A 25,711-nucleotide genomic window follows, 5' to 3' on the forward strand; every position below is an offset into this window, starting at 1 on the left:
GACCCACGCCGATGCGCTTCGTCCGCTCCCTGCTGCTGCTGATCTACTTCATCCTGTACACGGTGCCGTACGCCACCGCGTGCTTCATCGCGTTCCCGTTCATGCGTCCCGACGCGCGCTACTGGATGGCGGCCGGCTGGTGCAAGTCGACGCTGTGGGTCGTGCGCTGGCTGAACGGCATCCACTACCGGATCGAAGGGATGGAAAACCTGCCCGACGGCCCGGCCGTGCTGCTGTCGAAGCACCAGTCCGCGTGGGAGACGCTCGCGTTCCCGGCGCTGATGCCGAAGCCGCTCTGCTACGTGTTCAAGCGCGAGCTGCTGTACGTGCCGTTCTTCGGCTGGGCGCTCGGGCTGCTGCACATGGTCAACATCAACCGCAAGGAAGGCAAGAACGCCTTCGTGTCGGTGATCCGCCAGGGCAAGAAGCGCCTGTCGGAAGGCGCGTGGATGATCATGTTCCCGGAAGGCACGCGCACGCCGGTCGGCAAGCAGGGCAAGTACAAGACGGGCGGCGCGCGCTTCGCGATCGAAACCGGCGCGCCGGTCGTGCCGATCGCGCACAATGCAGGTCGTGTGTGGCCGCGCAATTCGTTCACGAAATTCCCGGGCGTCGTCACCGTGTCGATCGGCAAGCCGATTCCGGTCGAAGGCAAGACGCCCGACGTATTGAACTCGCAGGTCGAGGCATGGATCGAAGCGGAGATGCGCCGCATCGATCCCGATTCCTATCGCCAGCCGGGCAATGCCGGCACGCGCGATGCCGCGCGCGTCTGAATCACCCGGATTGCAGCCGTTGCGTACGACGAAACGAAGCGAACTGATGAAAAAGCGTCCGCGGCCACGGCCTGCCGTCGTGGCCCTCGATCATCGCCAGATGGACCTGCCGCTCTTCGACGGGCCAGCGGCGGCCTCGCCCGCACCGTCGGCGCCCGCCGCGCCGCCCTCGCCGCCTGAAGCGGCTGCGGTGCCCGCGGCACCCACGGCGCCGCTCGATCCGGGCCCCGCGCCCGATCGCTCGCGCGTCCGCACGTTCGCACTCGACAGCCGCGTGCTCGAGTATCGGTTGAAGCGCTCCGCGCGCCGCACGATCGGCTTCACGATCGACGGCAGCGGACTGTCGATCACCGCACCGCGCTGGGTCACGCTCGCCGACATCGAAGCGGCGATCGCCGAGAAGCAGCGCTGGATCTTCGCGAAACTCGCGGAGTGGAAGACCCGCACCGAGCAGCGCGCGCTGCCGCAGATCGACTGGCGCGACGGCGCGCAACTCCCGTATCTCGGCAAGACGATCACGATCGCACTCGGCGCGGGCGCCGTCGCATTCGACACCGATGCACAGCGGCTGTCGCTGCCGCTGCCCGCGCAGGCCGACATGCAGCAGATCAAGGATCGCGTGCAGGGCTGGTTGCAGGGCGAAGCGAAGCGGATCTTCGGCGAACGCCTCGTCGTCTACGCGGAAAAGCTCGGCGTCACGTATTCGATGGTCGCGCTGTCGTCGGCCGCGACGCGCTGGGGCAGTTGCTCGAGCGACGGCAAGATCCGGCTGAACTGGCGGCTGATCCACTTCCCGATGTCGATCATCGACTACGTCGTCGCGCACGAGCTGTCGCACCTGCGCGAAATGAACCACAGCCCGGCCTTCTGGCAGACCGTCGAATCGATCTTCCCGGAATTCCGCGAAGCGCGGCACACGCTCAAGCACCACCCGCCCGAACTGCTGCCGTCGCTGTAACGCGATCGGTCGCACCGACAATGCAAAAACGGGCGATGCGGATTCCTCCGCATCGCCCGTTTTCCTTGCCCGCCACGCCCATCGTGCGTCGCGCGCCGCTGATCCGCGCTCAGTGCGCCTTCTTCTGGATGAACTCGATCTTGTAGCCGTCCGGATCCTCGACGAATGCGATCACGGTCGAGCCGTGCTTCATCGGGCCCGCTTCGCGGGTCACCTTGCCGCCTTGCGCCTTGATCCTGTCGCAGGCCGCGTACGCGTCGTCGACTTCCAGCGCCAGATGGCCGAAGCCGTTGCCGAGATCGTAGGACGGCGTATCCCAGTTATGGGTCAGCTCGATCACGGTGCCCGTGCTTTCCGCTTCATAGCCGACGAACGCGAGCGTGAACTTGCCTTCCGGATAATCCTCGCGACGCAGCAGCTTCATGCCGAGCAATTCGGTGTAGAACTTGATCGAGCGGTCGAGATCGCCGACTCGCAGCATCGTATGCAGCAAACGCATGTGTTGTACTCCTGTGGGGACTTTCCAGAACCGGAAATTCTACCGGAGTCGCGTGAATCCCGCCGCCGGCGCCCCATCCGCCGCCGGCCGATACCGATCATCAGCACGACGAACCCGACGCCCGTGCGCCGGTAGAAGCCACCACTCGCAACGCGCCCCGCCGCACCGGCCGATCGGGTAACATCCTCCCACCTCGCACCAAAAGCGGGCATGCCGCCCGCCGCCGGAACGCGACCACCACTCCATTCAGCCACACTGCCTGCCGTGCGAAACCGCCCATTCGAGCGCGCCGGACGCGCTGTCCGTCCGCCGCTGTCCATGTCCCTGCGCCCTTCCCTCCGCACCGCCGAGGTCCGCCGATGACCGCGCTCGCCGGCACGCCCGTGCGCCGCGCGCTCGACACACGCGCCATCGGCGTGATGCTGCTGCTGTGCGCGATCTGGGGCTTCCAGCAGGTCGCGATCAAGAGCACCAATGCGGCGATCCCGCCGATGTTCCAGGCCGGGCTGCGTTCGGTGATCGCCGCGCTGCTGCTGTGGGGCTGGGCCCGTTCGCGCGGCACGCCGCTGTTCCGCGCGGACGGCACGCTCGGCGCGGGCATCGCGGCCGGTGCGCTGTTCGCCGGCGAGTTCATCTGCGTGTTCTTCGGGCTGACGCTGACGAGCGCGTCGCACATGGCGATCTTCCTGTATACGGCACCGTGCTTCACGGCGCTCGGCCTGCACCTGTTCGCGCCGGGCGAACGGCTGCAGCGCGTCCAGTGGGCCGGCGTCGGCCTCGCGTTCGCCGGCATTGCGCTCGCGTTCGCGGACGGCTTCCTGAAGCCGCGCGCGCCCGGCGCATCGGTGCTGGCCGGGCTCGCCGGCGACGCGCTCGGCATCCTCGGCGGTGCGATGTGGGCCGCGACGACGGTCGTGGTGCGCTCGACGTCGCTCGCGCGGGCCAGCGCGAGCAAGACGCTGTTCTACCAGCTTGCGGTGTCGGCCGTCGTGCTGGTCGCGCTCGCCGCGCTGCTCGGCCAGATGTCGTTCGCGCAGGTCACGCCGATCGCGCTCGCGAGCCTCGCGTACCAGTCTGTGATCGTCGCGTTCGTCAGCTATCTGTCGTGGTTCTGGCTGCTGACGCGCTACAGCGCGTCGCGGCTGTCGGTGTTCACGTTCCTGTCGCCGCTGTTCGGCGTCGCGTTCGGCGTGCTGCTGCTCGGCGAATCGATCGGCTGGCGCTTCATGTCCGCGGCCGCGCTGGTGCTGACCGGGATCGCACTCGTCAACGCGCCGTCCCGCCGGCGCGCGTGACGGCGCGCGACCGCGGTCCGGCATCGACGAACACGGCCCGCGAAATAAAAAGGCTGCCCGTCAGGACAGCCTCGCGAACCTCGAGCCGGCACGCGCCGCGCGCGTTGCCCCCCGTTGCCCCATCCGTTACCGCTACTCCGCGGCCTTGCGCACCGTCGCAAGCGCCTGCGCGACGCCGACATATTCGGCCACGCTGACATCCTCCGCGCGTCGCGCGAGATCGAAGCCGAGCGCGTCGAAATCGATCGTCTCGCGATAGTCGCCGAGCGTATTGCGCAGCATCTTGCGGCGCTGCGAGAATGCGGCCGTGACCACTTCGCCGAGCAGCACGGGATCCACGTCCGGCAGTTCGTGCGGCTCGTACGGAATCATCCGGACGATCGCCGAATCGACCTTCGGCGGCGGCTGGAACGATTCCGGCGGCACATCGAGCATCTTGTCCATCACGTAGCGGTACTGCAGCATCACCGACAGCCGCGAGAACGCCTTCGTGCCGGGCTCCGCGACCATCCGTTCGACCACTTCGTTCTGCAGCATGAAATGCTGGTCGATGACCGCGTCCGCGAACGTCATCAGGTGAAACAGCAGCGGGCTGGAAATGTTGTACGGCAGGTTGCCGACGATCCGCAGCGACGGCTTGTCGCCGGGCGCCGCGAGCGAGCGGAAGTCGAACGCGAGCGCGTCGCCCGCGTGCAGCTCGAGCAGCGCGCCGAAGCGCTGCTGCAGGCGCCCGATCAGGTCGCGGTCGAGTTCCACCGCATGCAGCGGCGACTCGGGCGTCGCGAGACGCGCGATCAGCGGCTCGGTCAGCGCGCCGAGCCCGGGGCCGATCTCGACCATCCGCTGGCCGCGCGCGGGGCCGATCGTCGCGACGATCGAGTCGATCACGCCGTGATCGACAAGGAAGTTCTGCCCGAAGCGCTTGCGCGCGAAGTGGCCTTGGTGCTGTCTGCTGTTCGACATCGACTGAGAAAAACGAAAAATACGACGAATAAGATCAGGCCCGGGCCCGTGCGCGTCAGGACGCGCGGCGATGGCGCGCCATCGTGACGGCCGTGTCGAGCGCGGCGACCATGCTGCCCGGATCCGCGCGGCCCGTGCCGGCCAGATCCAGCGCGGTACCGTGATCGACCGACGTGCGGATGATCGGCAGCCCGAGCGTGACGTTGATGCCCTCGCCGAAGGTCGCATACTTCAGCACGGGCAAGCCCTGATCGTGGAACATCGCGAGCACGCAATCGGCATCCTCGAGATGGCGCGGCTGGAACAGCGTGTCGGCCGGATACGGGCCGCGCGCGTCGATGCCCCGCGCTTGCGCGCGCGCGAGCGCCGGCGAGATCACGTCGATCTCCTCGCGCCCGAGATAGCCGTTCTCGCCCGCGTGCGGGTTCAGCCCCGTCACGAGGATGCGCGGCGCCGCGAGACCGAAGTCGCGCCGCAGGTCGCGGTCGACAATTGCCAGCGTCTCGACGAGCCCGTCGATCGTCAGCGCGGCCGACACGTCCTTCAGCGGCAGGTGCGTGGTCGCGAGCGCGACGCGCAGCGGCCGCTCGCCGGTGCCTGCCAGCATCATCACGACGCGCGGCGTGTGCGTGCGTTCCGCAAGGTATTCGGTATGGCCGGTAAACGGCACGCCGGCATCGTTGATCGTGCTTTTCTGCAGCGGCGCGGTGACGATCGCGTCGAACCGGCCCGCCACCGCGCCGTCGATCGCGGCATCGAGCAGCCCGAGCACGTAGCGGCCGTTGGCCGCGTCGAGCTTGCCGGCCTGCGCGGGCACGGCAAGCGGATGATGCTCGACCGACACCGGCCCGCCGCCGGCGAGCACCGCACGGTCGGCACCGACGGCCGCCGCGCGCGCGTCGAGCAGCGCGGCGTCGCCGAGCACGGTGAAATGCGCGCCGGGCCAGCGCCGCGCGGCATCCTGCAACGCCTGCACGGTCAGCTCCGGGCCGACACCCGCGGGTTCGCCGGTCGTGATCGCGATCTGCAGCGCGGATGCCGTCATGTGAAGCTCGCTCAGTTCGCCGGGCCGACGCCGCCGATCTTGTACTGCACGTACGACGAATCGCGCAGTTCGCGCAGCCAGTCGGCGTACGCCTGCTCGGCCTTGCGCTGGCCGATCGCCTGGCGCGCGATATCCATCTGCTGCTGCACCGAGCCCTCCGCCTCGCGGCGCTCGATCACCTGGATCAGGTGGTAGCCGTACTCGGTACGAATAGGCTGGCTGATCTGGCCGGCCTGCAGATTGTTCATCGCGCGCTCGAATTCCGGCACGGTCTCGCCCGGGCTGATCCAGCCCAGATCGCCGCCTTGCGACGCCGAGCCGTCCTGCGAGTAGGTGCGCGCGAACTTGGCGAAATCGGCGCCGGCCTCGACCTGCTTGCGAATATCCTGCAGCTGCTGGCGCGCCTGGCCTTCCGACTTGCCTTCGCCGACGCGCAACAGGATGTGGCGCACGTGCGTCTGGACGATCTTCGGTGCCGCGGCGGTCGCGCCCTGGCTCTGGCGGCGGTCGACGAGACGCACGATCTCGAAGCCGTCCGGCACGCGGATCAGCGTCGGGTTGACCTGGCCCGGGCGCAGCTTCGATGCGGCGTCGACGACGTCGGCCGGCAGCGCGCCCGGCGCCTTGAAGCCGAGGTCGCCGCCCTTCTTCGCGTCGTTCGCTTCCGAATTGTTCTTCGCGAGCTTCTCGAAATCGGCGCCCGACGTGGCCTGCTGCAGCAGCGCTTCAGCCTTCTTCTGCGCGACTTCGATGTCGGCCTGCGGCGCGTTGGTCGGCGCCTTGATGAAGATGTGCTGGAAGCGCAGGTCCTGCTGCTGCGATGCGCTCGGCCCGCGCTGGCTCGCGATGTAGTTCGCGACCTCGGCGTCCGACACGGTGATCTTGCCGTCGACCTCGCGCTCGCGCAGCTTCGACAGCATCAGCTCGGTGCGTGCGTCGCTCGTGAACACGCTCCAGGGCACGCCTTGCGCCTCGAGGCGCGCGCGATACTGTTCGAGCGTCATCCCGTTCGCCTGCGCGAGGCGCTGCAGCGTGGACTGCACGGTCGCGTCGTCGACGCGGATCCCGTCGTCCTTCGCCTTCTGCACCTGGATGCGTTCGAGCACCATCTGGTTCAGCACCTGCGCGCGCAGCTGGTCGGCCGGCGGCACGGGTGCGTTCTGCTGCTGCAGCCGGCGCGAGATCAGGCCGACGCGCTGGTCGAGTTCGCGGCCCGTGATCACGTCGTTGTTGACGACCGCGACGACTTCGTCGGCGAGCTGCGCGCCTTGCGAACCAAGCGCCTGCGCCGCGGCCGGCGCGGCGGCGAGCAGCGCGGCGGACGCGGCGAGGCTGGACACGACTGCCGCGAAACGAAGGGTTTTCTTCATTGCCACTGATACTCCATTGAAATCGTGCTGACCGGTGCAGACAAGCCGGCGTTACTCGTAGTTGCTGAAGCGGGACATCGGCGGCGGTGCCGACGGCAGCGCCGTATAGCCCGGCACCCCGGCGCGGAATGCGGCCACCAGACCGTTGTCGACGCTCGACAGCCCCTTCAACGTCAGCTGCATCATGAATCGCGTCGACGAGTTCTGCTGCCCCGACGAGTTCACACCGTTCGCGAACCGCTGGACACCGACGCCGAGCGCCCAGCAATCCGCGTCGTATTGTAAGCCGAGCAGACCGTCGACGACCCGGTCGGCGGCCAGGTCGTAGTTGAAGCGGCCGATCGCATACAGGCGGCGCGTGAGCGGCCATTGCGCGGACACCAGGAACTGGTTGATCGGCTGGTTGTCGAGCGTCGTGTTCGCACGCGTATAGCGGTAGCCGACGTTGATCACGCGGCGCTCGCCCGGGCTGAAACCGAAACCGACGCTCGACTTCACGAGCTGGTTGTTGTTCTGGTTGTACTGGAACGCCGTCTCCGACATGAAGCCGGAGCCGAGTTTCAGCGCGGCGCCGACGATCAGGTCCGAGTGGCGCGCCAGCACGGCGCTCTGGCCGGAATTCAGCGTGACGCGCTGGTCGGCGAAATAGTACTGCTGCGCGACCACGAAGCGCGCGCGTTCGTCGCCGGTGCGCGGATCGATGAAACGCGACGTCAGGCCGGCCGTGATCCGGTTCGCATCGGCGATCCGGTCGTTGCCGACGAACGTGTTCGGCTGGTAGATCTCCGCGAGGCCGAAGTCCGATTCCGCGGTGTCGAACAGCGGTGCGTTCGACTGGTCGCGATACGGCGTGTACACGTAGTACAGGCGCGGCTCGAGGGTCTGGATGAAGTCCTGGCCGAACAGGCGCACCGAGCGGTCGAAGATCAGGCCCGTGTCGAAGCTCACGGTCGGGATCGACTCGGTGAAGCGCTTCGGGCTGTTCGGCGTGCTCGACGAGAGATAGTTCAGGTCGTACGACGCGAAGTGGTACTGGACCTTCGGCACGACGAAGTAGCCGGGGCCGTACACGCCGTACGCGATGTACGGGTTGAAGACGATCCGGTCGCCTTCGGTCGCGTCGGCGGTCGTGATGCGGAACCGCGAATAGTCGGCTTCCGCGCCGAAGTCGAAACCGCCCACGTTGTACTTCGTGTACTTCACGTTCAACTGCGGCTCGCGGCTGTACGGCGCGATCGACGGCGGCAGCGTCTGCCAGTGCTGGTAGCGCGCGAGCACCGACCACGGGCCGTTGTTGTACGTGAGCCCGGCTTCCTGCTGGTACAGCGTCTGCGTCCCGTTGATGAACTGGTTCATCGACCCAAGGTCTTCGGGATACGTGTTGTCCGAGACCTTGTTGAAGTAGACGTAGCCGCCGAAACCGCCGCCGAAGTTCTGCTGGTGCTGCCAGTAGATCGCGTAGCGGTCGCGGTGCGCGAGCCGGTCATCCGGCAGGTAATTGGCCGTAAACGTGCCCGAATACGACGGCGACAGATAGCGGAACGTCGCTTCGGTCTGCACGCCGCGCCGCGAGATGATGCGCGGCGTGATCGTCAGGTCGCGGTTCGGCGCGATGTTGAAGTAGTACGGCAGCGTCAGCTCGAACCCGTTGTTCGAGTTCATCGAGAACGTCGGCGGCAGCAGGCCGCTGCGCCGCTCGCCCGACAGCGGGAACGTCATCCACGGGCTCGCGAAGATCGGCACGCCCTGGAAGAACAGCACACCGTTGCGCGCGGTGCCTTCGTCGGCACCCGTATCGAAGTCGAAGCGGCTGCCCTTGATGTACCACGCGGGGTTCGTCGAGCACTGGCACGCCGTGTAGGTACCGTTGACGAACACCGAGCGCTCGCTGTCGAGCAGGTCGGCGCGCTCCGCGCTGCCGGACCCGCCCGTCACGTTGAAGTGGTACTTCGGCGCCGTCATGAAGCCCTGGTTCGCCTCGACCTTCAGATGCGCCTCGGGGCCCGCGAACGACGTGCCGCCGTTGACCACCTTGACCTGGCCGTACGCATCGGCCATGTCGGTATCCTGATCGTAGTGGATCGCATCGGCCTTCACGACCGCGTCGCCGCGGCGCAGCTCGGCCGAGCCCTTCGCGGCGAGGTCCTGGTCGGCCGTGCCGCTCGTGTGGTCGGCAATCACGAAGGTGGCCGGCTTCGCGCCGTCCTTCAGCGGATGATCCTCGAGCTGCGGGGCGAGACGCAGATCCCACGGCGAGTCGAGCGGCTGCGGCTGCGCGGCCGCGCCCGACAGCTGCGCGTACGACACGGCCGGCACGAGGCCGGGCACGGCCAGGAGCGCGAGCGCGAGCCGCCGTTTGCGCGGCGCCCCGTCACCGGGGAAGACATTCGGGAATAGCGGTTTGGGCGGCATCTATCGTTTGGCGAATCGCCCCTTGTCAACCGCTCCGGCACGGCACATTCGCGCGCGCCGGGCCGCACCGTCGCACCGCGACTGCGGCTGAGCGCAAACCGGGGAGGCGATCGGGCGGACGGCGCGACAGGCGGCGGGCCTGCACGGCGGAAGCTGACGCGGGGCGCGTCAAAAAAGTCGTGGGGTATTATATGGCAAGACGTTCCCCCCTCCGCCGAGTTTCATGACGCCCCCATCCGCCGCATCCCAGCCCGACGCCCGCCTCGACGCCCTGACCGCATGGCTGCGCCCGCTCGCCGAGCGTTTCGCCCTCGACCTGTCGACCCTCGCGCCCGCATCGTCGGACGCCAGTTTCCGCCGCTATTTCCGTGTCGCGTCGGCCACGAGCCCCGGCGGCTCGCTGGTCGCGGTCGACGCGCCGCCGCCCGAGAAGTGCCGCGAATTCGTCCAGGTCGCGCAGTTGCTCGCCGCGGCCGGCGACCACGTGCCGGACGTGCTGGCCCACGATTTCGACGCGGGCTTCATGCTCGTGACCGATCTCGGCCGCACGTCGTACATCTCGGTGCTCGATCCGGCCGACCCGGTCGCCGCGCGCCCGCTGATGCACGACGCGCTCGACGCGCTGATCCGCTTCCAGCTGAGCTCGAAGCCGGACGTGCTGCCGCCGTTCGACGAGGCGTTCCTGCGCCGCGAGATGGAGCTGCTGCCCGAATGGTTCGTCGGCCGGCACCTCGGCAAGCCTGTCACCGACGCGATGCGCGGCACGCTCGACCGCACCTTCGCGCTGCTGGTCGCGAGCGCCCATGCGCAGCCGCAGGGCTTCATGCTGCGCGATTTCATGCCGCGCAACCTGATGGTCTGCGAACCGAACCCGGGCGTGCTCGATTTCCAGGACGCCGTGTACGGGCCGCTGACGTACGACGTCGTGTCGCTGCTGCGCGACGCGTTCATCAGCTGGGACGAGGAGTTCGAGCTCGACTGCTTCGCGTACTACTGGGAAAAGGCGAAGAAGGCCGGCCTGCCGGTCGATCCGGACTTCGGCGAGTTCTACCGCCAGCTCGAATGGATGGGGCTGCAGCGCCACATCAAGATCCTCGGCCTGTTCGCACGCATCAACTACCGCGACGGCAAGCCGCACTACCTGAACGACCTGCCGCGCTTCCTGACCTACGCACGCAAGGTCGCGCTGCGCTACCGCCCGCTCGTGCCGTTCGCGAAGCTGCTCGACGAGCTCGAGGGCAAGGGCGCGGCCGACGTCGGCTATACGTTCTGACCGTTCTGACCGCCCTCACCTTCAGCCGAACATGAGCACACCCCTGACCACGGCGATGATCTTCGCCGCCGGCCGCGGCGAACGGATGCGCCCGCTGACCGACAACCGCCCGAAACCGCTGCTCGAAGTCGGCGGCAAGCCGCTGATCGTCTGGCAAATCGAGGCGCTCGCCCGCGCGGGCGTCGAAACGATCGTGATCAACCATGCATGGCTCGGCGACCAGCTCGAGGCGGTGCTCGGCGACGGCTCGCGCTGGGGCGTGCGGCTCGCGTATTCGGCCGAAGGCGACGCGCTGGAAACCGCCGGCGGCATCGCGCAGGCGCTGCCGCTGCTCGAGCGCGACGGCCGGCCGACGGTGTTCGCGGCGGTCGCGGGCGACGTGTACTGCGCCTTCGACTACCGGACGCTCGCCCCGCGTGCCGCGCGGATGGCCGCACTCGACGCGCCCGCGATGCATCTGGTGATGGTGCCGAACCCGCCGTTCCATCCGGACGGCGATTTCGTGCTCCGCGACGACGGCCGGCTGGCGCTCGCCGGCGCCCCGCGCGTCACCTTCGGCAGCATCGGCGTGTACGACACGCGGATGTTCCGCGATATCGTGCCCGGCACGCACCGGCCGCTGTCGCCCTACTTCAAGGCGACCATCGAGGCCGGCCGCGCGAGCGGCGAATTGTATGAAGGTATCTGGGAGAACGTCGGCACGCCGGCGCAGCTCGGCGAGCTCGACGCGCGGCTGCGCGCCGCCGCGGGCTGATCGTTTCGCGGCCGACCGCGCCGGGCCACCCGGCGCGGCGGCCCATGACCTGAAAGGCCGATGACGGCCCGGTCGATCGGCGGCAGGCCGACCCGCCATCGAATGCCGCGGACGCTCCGCCCGGTCACCCGGCCGTGACGGCGCAATGCCGCCCGGTCCCGCACGGCCGGCAAACCGCCCGCTCCCGGCGCGCGCCGCCCCGCGCGGCCCCCACGCTCACGCGGCCTCGGCCGCTTCCCCGCCCGCCGCCGCGCGCTGCTGTTGCAGCGCCCACATCTGCGCATACAGCCCGTCCGCGCGCACGAGCTCGTCGTGCGTGCCGCGCTCGACGATCCGCCCGTGGTCCATCACGAGGATCTGCTGCGCATGCACGACCGTCGACAGCCGGTGCGCGATCACGAGCGTCGTGCGGTGCCGCGCGATCTGGTCGAGCTCGTGCTGGATCGCGCGCTCCGAGCGCGAATCGAGCGCCGACGTCGCCTCGTCGAACAGCAGCACCGGCGGATCCTTCAGCAGCGTGCGCGCGATCGCGACGCGCTGCTTCTCGCCGCCCGACAGCTTCAGCCCGCGCTCGCCGACCGGCGTGTCATAGCCCTTCGGCAAGGTCTCGATGAAATCGTGGATGTGCGCGGCGCGCGCGGCCGCGATCACTTCGTCGCGGCTCGCGGTCGGCCGGCCGTACGCGATGTTGTAGTAGATCGAGTCGTTGAACAGCACGGTGTCCTGCGGCACGATCCCGATCGACGCGCGCAGCGAGTCCTGCGTGACGTCGCGAATGTCCTGGCCGTCGATCCGGATCGCGCCGCCCGCCTGCCGGTCGAGATCGTAGAAGCGGAACAGCAGCCGCGACAGCGTCGACTTGCCGGAGCCGCTGTGACCGACCACCGCGGTCGTCGTGCCCGCGTCGATCGTAAACGTCACGTCGTGCAGGATCTGCCGCGACGCTTCGTACGAGAAGTTCACGTGCTCGAAACGAACCTGCGCGCCGGCCACCGCGAGCGGCCGCGCGTCGGGCGCGTCCGCGACTTCCTTCGCGGCCGACAGCAGCCCGAACATCCGGTCCATGTCGGTGAGGCTCTGCTTCAGCTCGCGATACACGACGCCGAGAAAATTCAGCGGGATGTACAGCTGCAGCATGAACGTGTTGATCAGCACGAGATCGCCGAGCGTCAGCTTGCCGGCCAGCACGCCCTGCGTCGCGCGCCACAGGATGAACACGAGCCCGGTGCCGATGATCGCCTGCTGGCCGAAGTTCAGCACCGACAGCGAGTTCTGCGAACGGATCGCGGCCTTGCGGTAGCGCTTCAGGTTCTCGTCGTAGCGCTGCGCCTCCCACTCCTCGTTGCCGAAGTACTTCACCGTCTCGTAGTTGATCAGCGAATCGATCGCGCGCGAATTCGCGCGCGAATCGAGCTCGTTCATCGTGCGGCGAAAGTGCGTGCGCCAGTTGGTGACCTTCACGGTGAACACGATGTACGTGACCAGCGCCGCGAACGTCACGTACGCGTAGTACGCCTCGTACTTGACCACGAAGAAGCCGAGCACGAGCCCGACCTCGACGAGCGTCGGCAGGATGCTGTACAGCGAATAGGAAATCAGCTGCTGGATGCCGCGCGTGCCGCGCTCGATGTCGCGCGACATGCCGCCCGTCTGGCGTTCGAGATGGAAGCGCAGCGACAGCCCGTGCAGATGCCGGAACACCTGCAGCGCGAGCTGGCGCACCGCGCTCTCGGTGACCTTCGAGAACAGGATCTCGCGCAACTCGGTGAAGAGCGACGTCGACAGCCGCACGAGCGCATAGGCGATGACCAGCAGGCCGACGCCGCCCGCGAGCACGATGCCGGCCGACTGCTCCGCGCGGCCGAGCGCGGTGAGCTGCTGCACGGCGGACAAATGATCGACGATGCGCTTCATCACGACCGGCACGCCGAGGTTCGCGACCTTCGCGCCGATCAGGCAGCCGAGCGCGAGCGCGACGCGCCATCTGTAGGTGGCCAGGTACGGCAGCAGCGACCGGATGGTCTGCCAGTCGTTGCGGGGCCCGGTCTGAGCCGGCGCGGGCTCGCCGGAAGCGGAATATCGGCGCATGGGGGGAAGGATCGGCGGCGGTGCCGGACGCGTGCTGCGGCGGCCGACTCGCCCGCTTTCTCGTACAATTTGCGAACGTCATATTGTCGCAGAAGCCGCTACGCGCCGCTGCCGGCGGCCTCGCCGGCCGGCCTGCGCGCGGCGGCGCATTTATTACAGGATGAAAGCCCCCCGCCATGACCGATTCGACCCTCGAACTTCCGCAAATGCAGCCCGCGCTGCGCGTCGTCCCGCAACCGCACGACGCGAACGTCCACGGCGACGTGTTCGGCGGCTGGATCATGTCGCAGGTCGACATCGCCGGCTCGATCCCCGCGAGCCAGCGCGCGAACGGCCGCGTTGCAACGGTCGCGGTCAATTCGTTCGTGTTCAAGCAGCCGGTGTTCGTCGGCGATCTGCTGAGCTTCTACGCCACCATCACGCGCACCGGCAACACGTCGGTGACGGTCGACGTCGAGGTGTATGCGCAGCGCATGCGCCTGATGGGCGAAATCGTGAAGGTCACCGAAGCGACGCTCACCTATGTCGCGACCGGCGCGGACCGCAAGCCGCGGCAACTGCCGCCGCTCTGATCCGCACGCGCCGCACCGCGGCGCCGCATGCGGCCCGTCAATGCATGGTCGTCAACGCGCGGCCGTCAGTGCGTGGCCGTCAGCCCGAACTCCCGCATCGCGGGCAGGAAGTCGTGATTGAGCTTCGGCTTGCGCGACAGCTTCATCAGCACGTAGCGCTGGAACGGCGCGAGCCGCTGCCACTGCGCGAGCGCGGGTGCCGGCAAGCCGGCCAGCGCGCTTTGCTGCACGAGCGCGTCCGGCACCGTGTCGGTCGCGCGCCAGCTCGGCTGCTCGTCCGGCTGAAACCATGACGGTTCGAGGTCGGCATGCGTGCGCAGCATTTCGAACAGCGCGTGATCGAAATTGGGCTCGATCGCGGTGTCGTCGTCGGCCGGAAAGCGCGCGAGCAGCTTGCGGTCCTCGAGCGGCAGCAGCTGCCACTGCTCCAGCGAAATCCGCAGACCGAAACGGTCGAGATTGAAACGCACGATCATCGGGATGTACGTCAGGTTTTCCGACGAATCGTGTTCGAAATTGAATAGCAGCGGAGCGTCGCTGAGTCCCATGGTCGTTACCTGAATGGCGGATGCCGGCGCGGCCGGCCTGCCTGAGGTATTTTAGAACCTCTGCGCGCGAGCGGCGGACCCGATCGTCGCCGCCCCTGCCTCGAATCAACGGGAGTGCTCGTGAATCCGACTGAAACAGAAGAACCGCGCGGCGCGATCGAGCTGTCCGTGCGCCGCACGCGCGGGGGCGCCGTCGAAACCGCGCACGACTACGTCGGCCAGGAATGGCCGGTCGCGCTGGTCTTCAACGGCATCTCGCACGCGGTGATGATGTGCACGCCGCGCGACCTCGAGGCGTTCGCGGTCGGCTTCGCGATCTCGGAAGGGATCGTCGAGCGCGGCAGCGACATCAAGGACATCGAGGTGATCCTGCACGCCGATGCGCCCCTGCCGCACGCGGAGGTGCGTCTGGAAGTCGTCCAGCAGGCGTTCGCCGCGCTGAAGGACCGCCGCCGCGCGCTCGCAGGGCGCACCGGCTGCGGCGTGTGCGGGATCGAGAGCATCGACCTGCTCGACCTCGCGCCCGAACGGGTGCCCGACACCGGCTTTCTCGCGCGTCTCGCACCCGACGCGCTCGCGCGCGCGGCGCACGCGCTGCCGGCGCACCAGGCGCTCACGCGGCTCACCGGCGGCCTGCATGCGGCCGCGTGGTGCGACGCAACAGGCGCGATCCGGATGGCGTTCGAGGATGTCGGCCGCCACAACGCGCTCGACAAGCTGATCGGCGCACTCGTGCTGTCGCGCGCCGACGCGACCGACGGCTTCGTGTTCCTGTCGAGCCGCGCGAGCTACGAGCTCGTGCGCAAGTCCGCGCGGGTCGGCATACCGATGGTCGCGACGATCTCCGCGCCGTCGTCGCTCGCGATCGGGATCGCGAAGGCGGCCGGCCTGCGGCTGGTCAGCTTTTGCCGCGAAACCGGCCACGTCGATTACGACACCGTGTGAGCAGTCGCGGCGGGCGCCTTGCCCGCGGGTTCGGGAACCGCGCCCTGCCGCTCGCCCGCGACGGCCGGCGCGCTTACTTCAGGCGCCGCCTCGCTCGTCCGGTTGCCGCGGTAGTTCGTCCAGAACTTGCGGTCGGTGTCATAGAGCTTGCAGCGGCGGGCCGTGTCGAAGTACCAGCGCCAGCTGAAGCGCTGCACGACGATCCGCCCGGGCAGCATGTCCTCCAGCTTGGCTTGCGCAGGCTTGAGCCGGTACAGCGGCACGCTCATGTCGACGTGATGCGCCGTGTGCTCCATGATGTGGTGCAGCAGGCCGCCGATACCGAACGGAAACGTCAGGTGCAGCGTGGTCGACACGAACGGCGCGGCATCCGACCATTCGGCGCGGTTCGCGTGCCATGCGATGCGCGGGTCGGTATGGTGGACATACACGACGAAGCCGATCATCGAGCACCAGAACAAGAACGGCACGAGCACGCCGGTCGCGAGCAGCAGCGCGACGGGTTGCTGCGTCTCGATCGCCACCCCGACGACGGCGGCGATCCAGCCGGCCGCGAAGCCCGTCACCAGCAGGCAGTCGCGCCGGAACACCGGCCGCGACGCACCGATATAGGCCCGGGTCGGGAAATACATCCGAAGCCACCAGATCTCGACGAGATAGTAGAGGCCCGGCGCCCATCCGCTCCGGTAGAGGCGATCCAGCCACCGCCGCGCCGGCGACAGCGCGGCGAATTCCGCCGGCGTATGCGGCGCCCACACGAAATCGAAGCCCTTCAGGTTCGTATAGCCGTGATGCACGACGTTGTGCCCGACTTCCCACAGGCTGTACGGCGTCAGCGACGGCAGGAACGCGATGCGGCCGAGCCAGCGGTTCAGCCGGCGGTCGGGCGTCAGGCTCTGATGGCACGCATCGTGCCCGATGATGAACAGTCGCCCGGTGATGAACCCGGCGGCCATCCCGCAGGCAATCTTGCCGACGATCGACGGAATCAGCAGCGCGCCGGCGAACGCCGCGAACAGCAACAGGTAGTCGAGCACGAGCAGCAGGATCGGACGCACGAGCTCGCGCGTGGCGAACGGCACGAGCCATCCGCGAATGACCTTGCGATGCGGGATCGGCTCGTCGGCGCGAACCGGTGTCTGGGAATCGTTGTTGACCATGATGCAGAAAGGCATGCGATTCGCACGCCCGAAAGAAAAGGAGCCGTGCGGCACGCACGGCACGGCGGGCCGGGCCGAACCGCGACCCGGGCCGGTTATCGCGACATCATGTTCATGCTGACGTTGTGCATCACCCACAGGGTCCCGACGATCAGGATCAGCGCGGTCAGCACCGTATAGCTGAACGCCATCACGTTCCAGCGCTGGCTGGACGACGTGTTCATGTGCAGGAAGCAGACGAGATGCACGACGATCTGCACGAATGCGAGCGCCGCGAGCGCGATGATCGCCGCCTTCGGCGCGAGCACGCCGCCCATCACGAGGCCGAACGACGCGGCCGTCAGCAGCACCGACAGCACGAAACCGACGAGGTAGCCGCCGGCCGTGCCGTGCGCTTCATCGTGACGGATGAGTTCCGAATGGGCCATTTAGATCACGCTCGCGAGATAGACGAAGGAGAACACGCAGATCCAGACGATGTCGAGGAAGTGCCAGAAGAGGCTCAGGCAGGTGAGGCGCCGGAAGTCGCGCTCCGTCATGCCGGGGCCGCGGGCGATCTGCACGACCAGCACGACCATCCACAAGAGGCCGACCGCCACGTGCAGCCCGTGCGTGCCGACGAGCGCGAAGAACGCCGACAGGAATGCGCTGCGCTGCGGGCCCGCGCCCTGAGCGATCAGGTGCGAGAACTCGCGCAGCTCCATCGCGAGAAACGCGGCGCCCAGCACGAACGTCACCGCGAGCCACACGAACACCGTGCCGCGCCGGCGCCGCTGTGCGCCGAGCATCGCGAAACCGTACGTGATGCTCGACAGCAGCAGCGCCGCCGTCTCGAGCGCGACGCCCGGAATGTCGAACAGGTCCTTCGCGGTCGGCCCGCCCGCGAACTGGTTGCCGAGCACCGCGAACGTCGCGAACAGCGACGCGAAGATCACGCAGTCGGTCATCAGGTACAGCCAGAAGCCGAACACCGAATGCGACGGCGGATGGTGGGGCGCGGCCGGATGGCGGGCGGCACCCGCGAGAGATTGATACGACATCAGTTCGCCTCCAGTTCGACTTCCGGCGCAGACGTGCCGATCCGCACGCCCGCGCGCTGTTCCTCGATCTTGCGGACGGTATCCGCCGGAATGTAATAGCCGTCGTTGTCCTGTGCGCTGTACAGCACCACCGTCGCGACGATGCCCACGAGCGCGGCAATCGCGAGCCACCAGATGTGCCAGACGAGCGCGAAGCCGAGCAGCAGGCTGAAGATGCCGACGAAGAAGCCCGCGCTCGTGTTCGACGGCATGTGGATGTCCTCGTACCGGACGTTCTTGCCGAGGCCGAGCCCGAGGCCCCTCGCCTTGCGATAGGCCAGCTCGTCGAGTGCGTGCACGTTCGGGAGCACCGCGAAGTTGTAGACCGCGGGCGGCGACGAGGTCGCCCATTCGAGCGTGCGGCCGTTCCACGGATCGCCCGTCGCGTCGCGATACTGCGGCTGGTTGCGATTGCGCCAGCCGACCCACACCGACGCGACCTGGCACAGCACGCCGATCGCGATCAGCACGACGCCGAATGCGGCGGCGACCAGCCACGGATGCCATGCCGGGTTGTCGTAGTGGTTCAGGCGGCGCGTCATGCCCATGAAGCCGAGCACGTACAGCGGCACGAACGACGCGTAGAAGCCGAGGAACCAGCACCAGAACGCGCGCTTGCCGAACTTCTCGTCGAGCCGGAAGCCGAACACCTTCGGGAACCAGTAATGGACGCCGGCGAAGTAGCCGAACACGACGCCGCCGATGATCGCGTTGTGGAAGTGCGCGATCAGGAACAGGCTGTTGTGCAGCACGAAGTCGGCGCCCGGAATCGCCATCATCACGCCGGTCATCCCGCCGAGCGTGAACGTGACCATGAAACCGATCGTCCACAACACCGGCGCCGTGAACTCGATGCGGCCGCGATACATCGTAAACAGCCAGTTGAAGATCTTCACGCCGGTCGGGATCGCGATGACCATCGTCATGATCCCGAAGAACGCGTTGACGTCGGCGCCCGAGCCCATCGTGAAGAAGTGATGCAGCCACACGAGGAACGCGAGCACCATGATCACGCACGATGCGTACACCATCGTCTTGTAGCCGAACAGCGGCTTCTTCGCGAACGTCGCGATGACTTCCGAATAGATGCCGAACGCGGGCAGCACGAGGATGTAGACCTCCGGATGCCCCCATGCCCAGATCAGGTTCAGGTACAGCATCGCGTTGCCGCCGGCTTCGTTGGTGAAGAAATGCATGTCGAGGTAGCGATCGAGACCGAGCAGCGCGAGCGCGACCGTCAGGATCGGGAACGTCGCCATGATCAGCACGTTCGAGCACAGCGCCGTCCACGTGAACACCGGCATCTTCATCAGCGTCATGCCCGGCGCACGCATCTTGATGATCGTCACGAAGAAGTTGATCGACGTGATCAGCGTGCCGACGCCCGAGATCTGCAGCGCCCACAGGTAGTAGTCGACCCCGACGCCCGGGCTGAACTGGAGCTCGGACAGCGGCGGATACGCGAGCCAGCCCGTCTGCGCGAATTCGCCGATCACGAGCGAAATGTTCATCAGGATCGCGGCGACCGCCGTCATCCAGAAGCTCAGCGAGTTCAGGAACGGGAACGCGACGTCGCGCGCGCCGATCTGCAGCGGCACGATCAGGTTGAAGAACGCGACCAGCAGCGCCATCGCCATGAAGAAGATCATGATCACGCCGTGCGCGGTGAAGACCTGGTCGTAGTGATGCGGCGGCAGGTAGCCGGGGCCGTTGTACGCGAGCGCGAGCTGCAGGCGCATCATCACGGCGTCCGCGAAGCCGCGCAGCAGCATCAGCACCGCGACCACCAGGTACATCACGCCGATCTTCTTGTGATCGACGGACGTCAGCCATTCGCGCCACAGCCATTGCCACCTGCCGGTGACCGTCAGCGCGGCGACGATGCCCAGCACGACGAGCCCCATGAAGGCGCTCGCCCCCATGATGATGGGCTGATCGAACGGGATCGCCGAAAGTGTCAGTTTGCCGAACATGCGTTACCCCTTCGTCGTGCAGGCGGCGTCCTTCGGGTCGAGGACGTGGCCGTTGTTGTATTTCGCGATGATGTTGTGGAACAGCTTCGGGTCGACCGACGAGAAATAGCGCACGGGCGCCTTCTCGCTCGGCTGCGCGACGGTGCCGTACGCGGTCATGTCGAGCCGGTCGGACGACGCCTTCACCTTCCGCACCCACGCGTCGAACTGCTCGCGCGGCTCGGCGAGCGTGCGGAACTTCATGTCGGAAAAGCCGCGGCCGCTGTAGTTGGCGGACACGCCCGCGTAGTTGCCCGCCTCGTCGGCGATCAGATGCAGGCGCGTCTGCATGCCGGCCATCGCATAGACCTGGCTGCCGAGCTGCGGGATGAAGAACGAGTTCATCACCGAGTCGGAGGTGATGCGGAAATTCACCGGCGTGCCGACCGGAATCGCAAGCTGGTTCACCGACGCGATGCCGAGCTCCGGATAGATGAACAGCCACTTCCAGTCGAGCGCGACGACCTCGACATCGATCGGCTTGACCGACGATTCGATCGGTTTGTACGGGTCGAGCTCGTGCGTCGTCCGCCACGTGAGCACGCCGAGAAACAGGATGATCAGCGTCGGCACCGTCCAGATCACGACCTCGATCGCGGTCGAGTGCGACCAGTTCGGCGCATAGGCGGCATGGCGGTTCGATGCGCGGTAGCGCCACGCGAACCACAGCGTGAGCAGGATCACCGGCACGACGACGATCAGCATCGCCCACGTCGCCGTCGCAATCAGCGATTTTTCCGCGACGCCCACCGCGCCCTTCGGATCGAGCACGTGAAGGTCGCTGCATCCAGCGAGTCCAGCCAGCAGCCCGATGACGGGCGCCGTACGCGCCCCGCCGGTGATTCGTCCGATCATTGTTCGTTCGCCTGATTGTCGTTGAGAAGAAGCGCTGGCCGCGCGCCGCCATCGCGCGACGCATCCGGCCGCGGCGACCTGTGCGCGAACTGTACGGAAAATTGCCGCAGTGCAACTTGACCGGGAACAAGGTTTGCCGAGGGGAGCCGGAACCGCCCTGCGCGGGGTGGGTCGGGAGGCTGAGGCTGAGGCTGAGGCTGAGGCTGAGGCTGAGGCTGAGGCTGAGGCTGAGGCTGAGGCTGGCACCGGCGATGACGATGACCTGCGACAAGACAGGCACCGGGCTTTCGCTCAAGCACCACGGATAGCGGGCGGCAATAACGGAACGGGAAGTGTGACGGCGCCGCCCCGCGACATGAGGGGTGCCGGCGCGAATTGCGCAGCAGTCTCGACAACGGAACGGCGGCGGATGCGGAGGGACGCGGAACGCCACGCGAATGCATGGCGATTCAGGATCGAGCCGACGCGTCGATTGACGCATCGATCGTGAAAAGCGAACGAAAGCCGCGCGGCCGGCGGCTCGCGGGTGCGCGCGTTACCGCGCCGGACGGCCAAGGCGTCCGGCGCGGCGAAGCGCTTGCGCCCCGTGTCAGTCGAACTGACGGAAATCCGGCTTGCGCTTCTCGAAGAACGCCGTCATCGCCTCGCGCGCTTCCGGCGCGCGCAGCATCGCCGAAAAGTGGCCGGCTTCCTCGCTCATCCGCGCGGCAACGGCCACCCCGCCCGTGTCCTTCAGCAGCGCCTTCGTCACGCGCAGCGACGACGCCGGCAGCGCCGCGAGCTTCGCGGCCTGCTTCGCCGCGAATGCGTCGAGCTCGGCGGCCGGCAGCACGCGATTGACGATGCCGATGCGATGCGCTTCCAGCGCGTCGAACGCTTCGCCGAGCAGCAGCTTTTCAGCGGCGACCTGATGGCCGGCCAGACGCGGCAGCAGCGCGCTCGACGCGGCTTCCGGGCACAGCCCGAGCTGCGCGAACGGCAGCGAGAACGTCGCGGTGTCGGCCGCGTAGACGAGATCGCAGTGCAGCAGCATCGTCACGCCGACGCCGATCGCGATGCCCGGCACCGCGGCCACGATCGGCTTGGTCGCCTGGCTGATCCGCGCGAGGAACTGGAACACCGACGCGTTCTCGTCCTTCGGCGGCGTCTTCAGGAAATCCTCGAGATCGTTCCCCGCGCTGAAGTTGCCGTCGCCGCCGCGCAGCAGGATCACGCGGATCGCCTTGTCTTCCTGCGCGTCGGCGAGCGCATCGGCCATCGTCTGGTACATCGCCGCCGTCAGCGCGTTCTTCTTCGCCGGGCGTGCGATCGTGATCGTCATCACGCCGTCGGCGCGTTCCACTTGAATTTCGGCCACAACCGTCTCCTTTGACTTTCCTCTTCCGGAATGAAAAACGGTGCGCAAGCTCGTGGCTCGCGCACCGTGATCGCTACTGTCCCGCTCCGCTTACAGGCGTTCGATGATGCCCGCCGCACCCATGCCGGTGCCGACGCACATCGTGACCATCCCGTACTTCAGGTTGCGGCGGCGCAGGCCGTGCACGACGGTCGCCGCGCGGATCGCGCCGGTCGCGCCGAGCGGGTGGCCGAGCGCGATCGCGCCGCCGACCGGGTTGACCTTCGACGGGTCGAGGCCGAGATCGCGGATCACCGCCAGCGACTGCGCGGCGAATGCCTCGTTCAGCTCGATCCAGTCGAGATCGTCCTGCTTCAGGCCCGCGGCCTTCAGCGCGGCCGGAATCGCTTCCTTCGGACCGATGCCCATGATTTCCGGCGGCACGCCGCGCACCGCGAAGCTCACGAAGCGCGCGAGCGGCGTCAGGTTGAATGCCTTGAGCACCTTCTCCGACACGACCAGCAGCGCACCCGCACCGTCCGACGTCTGCGAGCTGTTGCCGGCCGTGACCGAGCCCTTGTTCGCGAACACCGTGCGCAGCTTCGCGAGGCCTTCGAGCGTCGTATCCGCGCGCGGACCTTCGTCGAGCGCGATCTCGCGCGTCTTCACGTCGACTTCGCTGGTCGCGAGGTTCGGGAAACGCTCGGTGATCGTGTACGCGGCGATTTCGTCGCCGAATTCGCCGGCCTGCTGTGCGGCGAGCGCCTTGCGGTGCGATTCGACCGAGAACGCGTCCTGGTCCTCGCGGCTCACCTTCCACTGCTCGGCGACGCGCTCGGCCGTCAGGCCCATCCCGTATGCAATGCCGAAGTCTTCGCTGCGATCGAAGATGTGCGGCGACATCGACGGCTTGTTGCCCATCATCGGCACCATGCTCATCGATTCGCAGCCGCCCGCGAAGATCGCGTCCGATTCGCCGACGCGGATGCGGTCCGCCGCCATCGCCAGCGCCGTGATGCCCGACGCGCAGAAGCGGTTGACCGTCACGCCGCCGACCGTCTGCGGCAGGCCCGCGAGCAGCGCGCCCATCCGCGCGACGTTCAGGCCTTGCTCGGCTTCCGGAATCGCGCAGCCGATGATCGCGTCCTCGATCAGCTTCGTATCGAAGCCCGGCACCTGCGCGACCGCCGACTTGATCGCGTGAACCAGCAGCTCGTCCGGGCGCGTGTTCTTGAAGACACCGCGCGGGGCCTTGCCGATCGGGGTGCGGCTGGCGGCGACGATGTATGCGTCTTGCAGTTGTTTGCTCATTTGAAGCTCCTTATCCGCTCGCTCAGTTACGCACCGGCTTGCCGGTCTGCAACATGCCCATGATCCGTTCCTGCGTCTTCTGCGTGCCGAGCAGCTCGACGAACGCGCGGCGCTCGAGCGCGAGCAGCCACTGCTCGTCGACGAGGCTGCCGGCTTCGACGTCGCCGCCGCACACGGCTTCGGCGATGCGGCTCGCGATCAGGTAGTCGTGGTCGCTGATGAAGCGGCCGTCACGCATGTTGACGAGCGATGCCTTGATCGTCGCGATCGCCGAGCGGCCTGCCACCGGCACGTCCTTCGCGCGCAGCGGTGCGCGGTAGCCGACCGCCGCCAGCGCACGCGCTTCCTTCTTCGCGGTGTCGAGCAGTTCGAACACGTTGAAGATGATCGTGTCGGACGGCTTCAGGTAGCCCATCGCGCGCGCATCGTGCGCCGAGGACGACACCTTCGCCATCGCCGCGTTCTCGAACGACTTCGTGACGAACTTCAGGATGTCGGTGGTCGCGTTCGCGGCCGTGGCCGCCTCCGCCGCGCGCAGCGCCGCTTCCTTCAGGCCGCCGCCGGCCGGCACGAGGCCGACGCCCACTTCGACGAGACCGATGTAGCTCTCGACGTGCACGACGCGCTTCGCGCTGTGCAGCATCAGCTCGCACCCGCCGCCGAGCGCGATGCCCGATACGGCCGCCACCACCGGCACGTTCGCGTACTTCACGCGCAGCATGCCTTCCTGGAACTTCTTCACGAACGGCTCGATGCCCTTTGCGCCGCCCATCATGAACGCGGGCATCGCCTCTTCGAGGTTCGCGCCGGCCGAGAACGGGCCGCCCGGCGTGCCGAGCTTCAGCGACGTCGGCTGCCAGATCACCACGCCCTTGTAATCCTTCTCCGCGAGTTCGATCGCCTGCACGAGGCCGTCGATCACGCTCGGTCCGATCGTGTTCATCTTCGACTTGAACGACACGATCACGACGTCGTCCTCGCCTGCGCGATCATCGACCCATGCACGTACCGCGTCGGTTTCGAACAGCGTCTTGCCGTACGTCTTCGGATCGGCGCCGGCTTCGCCGACGAGCGGCGCGCGGAACACCTGCTTGCCGTAGACGGCCAGATCGGAACGCGGCACGAAGCGCTGCGCGGCCGGTGCCCACGAGCCTTCGGCCGTGTGCACGCCGCCCTTCTCCGCGACCGGGCCTTCGAGCACCCACGACGGCAGCGGCACGTTCGCGAGCGCCTTGCCGGCCGCGATGTCTTCCTGCACCCACTCGGCGACCTGCTTCCAGCCAGCGGCCTGCCAGCCTTCGAACGGGCCTTCGTTCCAGCCGAAGCCCCAGCGGATCGCGAGATCGACGTCGCGCGCGTTGTCGGCGATCGACTCGAGATGCACGCCGATGTAGTGGAACACGTCGCGGAAGATCGACCACAGGAACTGCGCATGCGGATGGTCCGTCTCGCGCAGCAGCTTCAGGCGTTCCGCCGGCGGGCGCTTCAGGATGCGGCCGACGGTTTCGTCCGCCTTCGCGCCCGAATCCACATAGGTGCCCGTCTTCGCGTCGAGCACCTTGATCGCCTTGCCTTCCTTCTTGTAGAAACCGCCGCCCGTCTTCTGGCCGAGCGCGCCCTGCTTCACCAGTTCGGCGAGCACGGCAGGCGTCTGGTAGACCGGGAAGAACGGATCGTCGGCGAGGTTGTCCTGCATCGTCTTGATCACGTGCGCCATCGTGTCGAGGCCGACCACGTCCGCGGTGCGGAACGTCGCCGACTTCGCGCGGCCGAGGCGGCTGCCCGTCAGGTCGTCGACTTCGTCGAAGCGCAGGCCGAACTTCGCGGCCTCGGTGATCACCGCGAGAATCGAGAAGATCCCGACGCGGTTCGCGATGAAGTTCGGCGTGTCCTTCGCGCGCACGACGCCCTTGCCGACGATGCTCGTCAGGAAGGTCTCGAGCTGGTCGAGGATCTCCGGACGCGTGTGCGCGGTCGGGATCAGCTCGACGAGGTGCATGTAGCGCGGCGGGTTGAAGAAGTGCACGCCGCAGAAGCGCGCCTTCAGCTCGTCCGAGAAACCTTCGGACAGCTTCGTGATCGACAGGCCCGACGTGTTGGTCGCGAAGATCGCGTTCGGTGCGATGTGCGGCGCGACCTTCTTGTACAGGTCGTGCTTCCAGTCCATCCGCTCGGCGATCGCCTCGATCACGACGTCGCACCCGGCGAGCTTCGCGATGTCGTCCTCGTAGTTCGCGGCCTCGAGGTATTTCGCGTCGTCCTTCACGCCGAACGGCGCGGGCGACAGCTTCTTCAGGTTCTCGATCGCCTTCAGCGCGATCGCGTTTTTCGGGCCTTCCTTGGCCGGCAGGTCGAACAGCAGCACCGGCACGCGCGCGTTGACGAGGTGCGCGGCGATCTGCGCGCCCATCACGCCGGCGCCCAGCACGGCGACCTTGCGAATCAGGAAATTGCTCACGG

At 67.6% G+C, this 25,711-nt stretch carries 22 protein-coding genes; 7 read left to right on the plus strand and 15 right to left on the minus strand.

Translation table 11 applies throughout. The annotated features are described in order from the left end of the window. Nucleotides 1-11: 11 nt before the first annotated feature. Nucleotides 12-776: a lysophospholipid acyltransferase family protein gene (locus U5771_RS01610; RefSeq protein ID WP_322022324.1), complete on the plus strand. Its 765-nt coding sequence runs from the start codon at nucleotides 12-14 to the stop codon at nucleotides 774-776. A gap of 46 nt (nucleotides 777-822) precedes the next feature. Next, a complete protein-coding gene (locus U5771_RS01615) occupies nucleotides 823-1,734 on the plus strand; it encodes a SprT family zinc-dependent metalloprotease (RefSeq protein ID WP_322022325.1) in 912 nt (303 codons plus the stop codon). A 109-nt stretch (nucleotides 1,735-1,843) separates the two neighbouring features. On the opposite strand, the gene gloA is transcribed toward U5771_RS01615, so the two are convergent. After that, nucleotides 1,844-2,233 (minus strand): lactoylglutathione lyase, encoded by a 390-nt coding sequence (gloA, locus tag U5771_RS01620; RefSeq protein ID WP_322022326.1) that lies wholly within the window; start codon nucleotides 2,231-2,233, stop codon nucleotides 1,844-1,846. Nucleotides 2,234-2,592: 359 nt separating this feature from the next. Here gloA and U5771_RS01625 point away from each other — a divergent pair, with 359 nt between their 5' ends. Continuing rightward, entirely contained in the window at nucleotides 2,593-3,528 is a 936-nt protein-coding gene (locus tag U5771_RS01625; protein ID WP_322022327.1) for a DMT family transporter, read from the plus strand. 132 nt (nucleotides 3,529-3,660) lie between these two features. Here U5771_RS01625 and rsmA read toward each other — a convergent pair whose 3' ends face one another. The 4 genes from rsmA to U5771_RS01645 are packed head-to-tail and all read right to left on the minus strand — an operon-like array spanning nucleotide 3,661 to nucleotide 9,318. Next, a complete protein-coding gene (gene rsmA / locus U5771_RS01630; protein WP_322022328.1) occupies nucleotides 3,661-4,491 on the minus strand; it encodes a 16S rRNA (adenine(1518)-N(6)/adenine(1519)-N(6))-dimethyltransferase RsmA in 831 nt (276 codons plus the stop codon). Between the two features lie 55 nt (nucleotides 4,492-4,546). Then, complete coding sequence (gene pdxA, locus U5771_RS01635; protein ID WP_322022329.1) at nucleotides 4,547-5,536, minus strand: 4-hydroxythreonine-4-phosphate dehydrogenase PdxA; 990 nt, start codon at nucleotides 5,534-5,536, stop codon at nucleotides 4,547-4,549. Nucleotides 5,537-5,547: 11 nt separating this feature from the next. Then, the gene (locus U5771_RS01640) at nucleotides 5,548-6,906 is read right to left on the minus strand and encodes a peptidylprolyl isomerase (protein WP_322022330.1); all 1,359 of its coding nucleotides are present in this window, start codon (nucleotides 6,904-6,906) and stop codon (nucleotides 5,548-5,550) included. 51 nt (nucleotides 6,907-6,957) lie between these two features. Continuing rightward, complete coding sequence (locus U5771_RS01645; RefSeq protein ID WP_322022331.1) at nucleotides 6,958-9,318, minus strand: LPS-assembly protein LptD; 2,361 nt, start codon at nucleotides 9,316-9,318, stop codon at nucleotides 6,958-6,960. Nucleotides 9,319-9,541: 223 nt separating this feature from the next. On the opposite strand from U5771_RS01645, the gene U5771_RS01650 reads away from it, so the two are divergent. Then, complete coding sequence (locus tag U5771_RS01650) at nucleotides 9,542-10,591, plus strand: aminoglycoside phosphotransferase family protein (protein WP_322022332.1); 1,050 nt, start codon at nucleotides 9,542-9,544, stop codon at nucleotides 10,589-10,591. A 31-nt stretch (nucleotides 10,592-10,622) separates the two neighbouring features. Beyond that, nucleotides 10,623-11,345, plus strand: coding sequence for an N-acetylmuramate alpha-1-phosphate uridylyltransferase MurU (gene murU, locus U5771_RS01655; protein WP_322022333.1), 723 nt, complete (start codon nucleotides 10,623-10,625; stop codon nucleotides 11,343-11,345). Nucleotides 11,346-11,561: 216 nt separating this feature from the next. Here the strand turns inward: murU and U5771_RS01660 are convergent, their stop codons facing one another. Beyond that, the gene (locus tag U5771_RS01660; RefSeq protein WP_322022334.1) at nucleotides 11,562-13,433 is read right to left on the minus strand and encodes an ABC transporter ATP-binding protein/permease; all 1,872 of its coding nucleotides are present in this window, start codon (nucleotides 13,431-13,433) and stop codon (nucleotides 11,562-11,564) included. A gap of 176 nt (nucleotides 13,434-13,609) precedes the next feature. Between U5771_RS01660 and U5771_RS01665 the strand changes: the two genes are divergently transcribed. Then, complete coding sequence (locus U5771_RS01665) at nucleotides 13,610-14,005, plus strand: acyl-CoA thioesterase (RefSeq protein ID WP_322022335.1); 396 nt, start codon at nucleotides 13,610-13,612, stop codon at nucleotides 14,003-14,005. Nucleotides 14,006-14,070: 65 nt separating this feature from the next. Here U5771_RS01665 and U5771_RS01670 read toward each other — a convergent pair whose 3' ends face one another. Next, nucleotides 14,071-14,553 (minus strand): nitrate reductase associated protein, encoded by a 483-nt coding sequence (locus U5771_RS01670; RefSeq protein WP_124612619.1) that lies wholly within the window; start codon nucleotides 14,551-14,553, stop codon nucleotides 14,071-14,073. A gap of 114 nt (nucleotides 14,554-14,667) precedes the next feature. Here U5771_RS01670 and fdhD point away from each other — a divergent pair, with 114 nt between their 5' ends. Then, complete coding sequence (gene fdhD / locus U5771_RS01675; RefSeq protein WP_322022336.1) at nucleotides 14,668-15,498, plus strand: formate dehydrogenase accessory sulfurtransferase FdhD; 831 nt, start codon at nucleotides 14,668-14,670, stop codon at nucleotides 15,496-15,498. Here the strand turns inward: fdhD and U5771_RS01680 are convergent. From U5771_RS01680 to U5771_RS01715, 8 genes are all read right to left on the minus strand, one after another. Continuing rightward, the gene (locus tag U5771_RS01680; RefSeq protein ID WP_415859376.1) at nucleotides 15,483-16,721 is read right to left on the minus strand and encodes a fatty acid desaturase; all 1,239 of its coding nucleotides are present in this window, start codon (nucleotides 16,719-16,721) and stop codon (nucleotides 15,483-15,485) included. The genes fdhD and U5771_RS01680 overlap by 16 nt on opposite strands. A gap of 32 nt (nucleotides 16,722-16,753) precedes the next feature. Then, on the minus strand, nucleotides 16,754-17,086 hold the full coding sequence (cyoD, locus tag U5771_RS01685; RefSeq protein WP_322022338.1) for a cytochrome o ubiquinol oxidase subunit IV: 333 nt from the start codon (nucleotides 17,084-17,086) through the stop codon (nucleotides 16,754-16,756). Next, nucleotides 17,087-17,698, minus strand: a complete 612-nt coding sequence (gene cyoC / locus U5771_RS01690) for a cytochrome o ubiquinol oxidase subunit III (protein WP_322022339.1) — start codon at nucleotides 17,696-17,698, stop codon at nucleotides 17,087-17,089. Further along, entirely contained in the window at nucleotides 17,698-19,710 is a 2,013-nt protein-coding gene (gene cyoB / locus U5771_RS01695) for a cytochrome o ubiquinol oxidase subunit I (protein WP_322022340.1), read from the minus strand. Before cyoB ends, cyoC begins: the two co-directional genes overlap by 1 nt. A 3-nt stretch (nucleotides 19,711-19,713) precedes the next feature. Then, entirely contained in the window at nucleotides 19,714-20,604 is an 891-nt protein-coding gene (gene cyoA / locus U5771_RS01700) for a ubiquinol oxidase subunit II (protein WP_322022341.1), read from the minus strand. A gap of 589 nt (nucleotides 20,605-21,193) precedes the next feature. Then, nucleotides 21,194-21,961, minus strand: coding sequence for an enoyl-CoA hydratase (locus tag U5771_RS01705; RefSeq protein ID WP_322022342.1), 768 nt, complete (start codon nucleotides 21,959-21,961; stop codon nucleotides 21,194-21,196). A gap of 90 nt (nucleotides 21,962-22,051) precedes the next feature. Next, nucleotides 22,052-23,251 carry an acetyl-CoA C-acyltransferase gene (locus U5771_RS01710; RefSeq protein WP_322022343.1) on the minus strand — a complete coding sequence of 400 codons (1,200 nt, stop codon included), beginning with the start codon at nucleotides 23,249-23,251 and terminating at the stop codon, nucleotides 22,052-22,054. Between the two features lie 22 nt (nucleotides 23,252-23,273). Beyond that, the gene (locus tag U5771_RS01715; RefSeq protein ID WP_322022344.1) at nucleotides 23,274-25,709 is read right to left on the minus strand and encodes a 3-hydroxyacyl-CoA dehydrogenase/enoyl-CoA hydratase family protein; all 2,436 of its coding nucleotides are present in this window, start codon (nucleotides 25,707-25,709) and stop codon (nucleotides 23,274-23,276) included. Nucleotides 25,710-25,711: the final 2 nt, after the last annotated feature.

The organism is Burkholderia sp. BCC1977 (assembly GCF_905339595.1).
Lineage (GTDB): Bacteria > Pseudomonadota > Gammaproteobacteria > Burkholderiales > Burkholderiaceae > Burkholderia.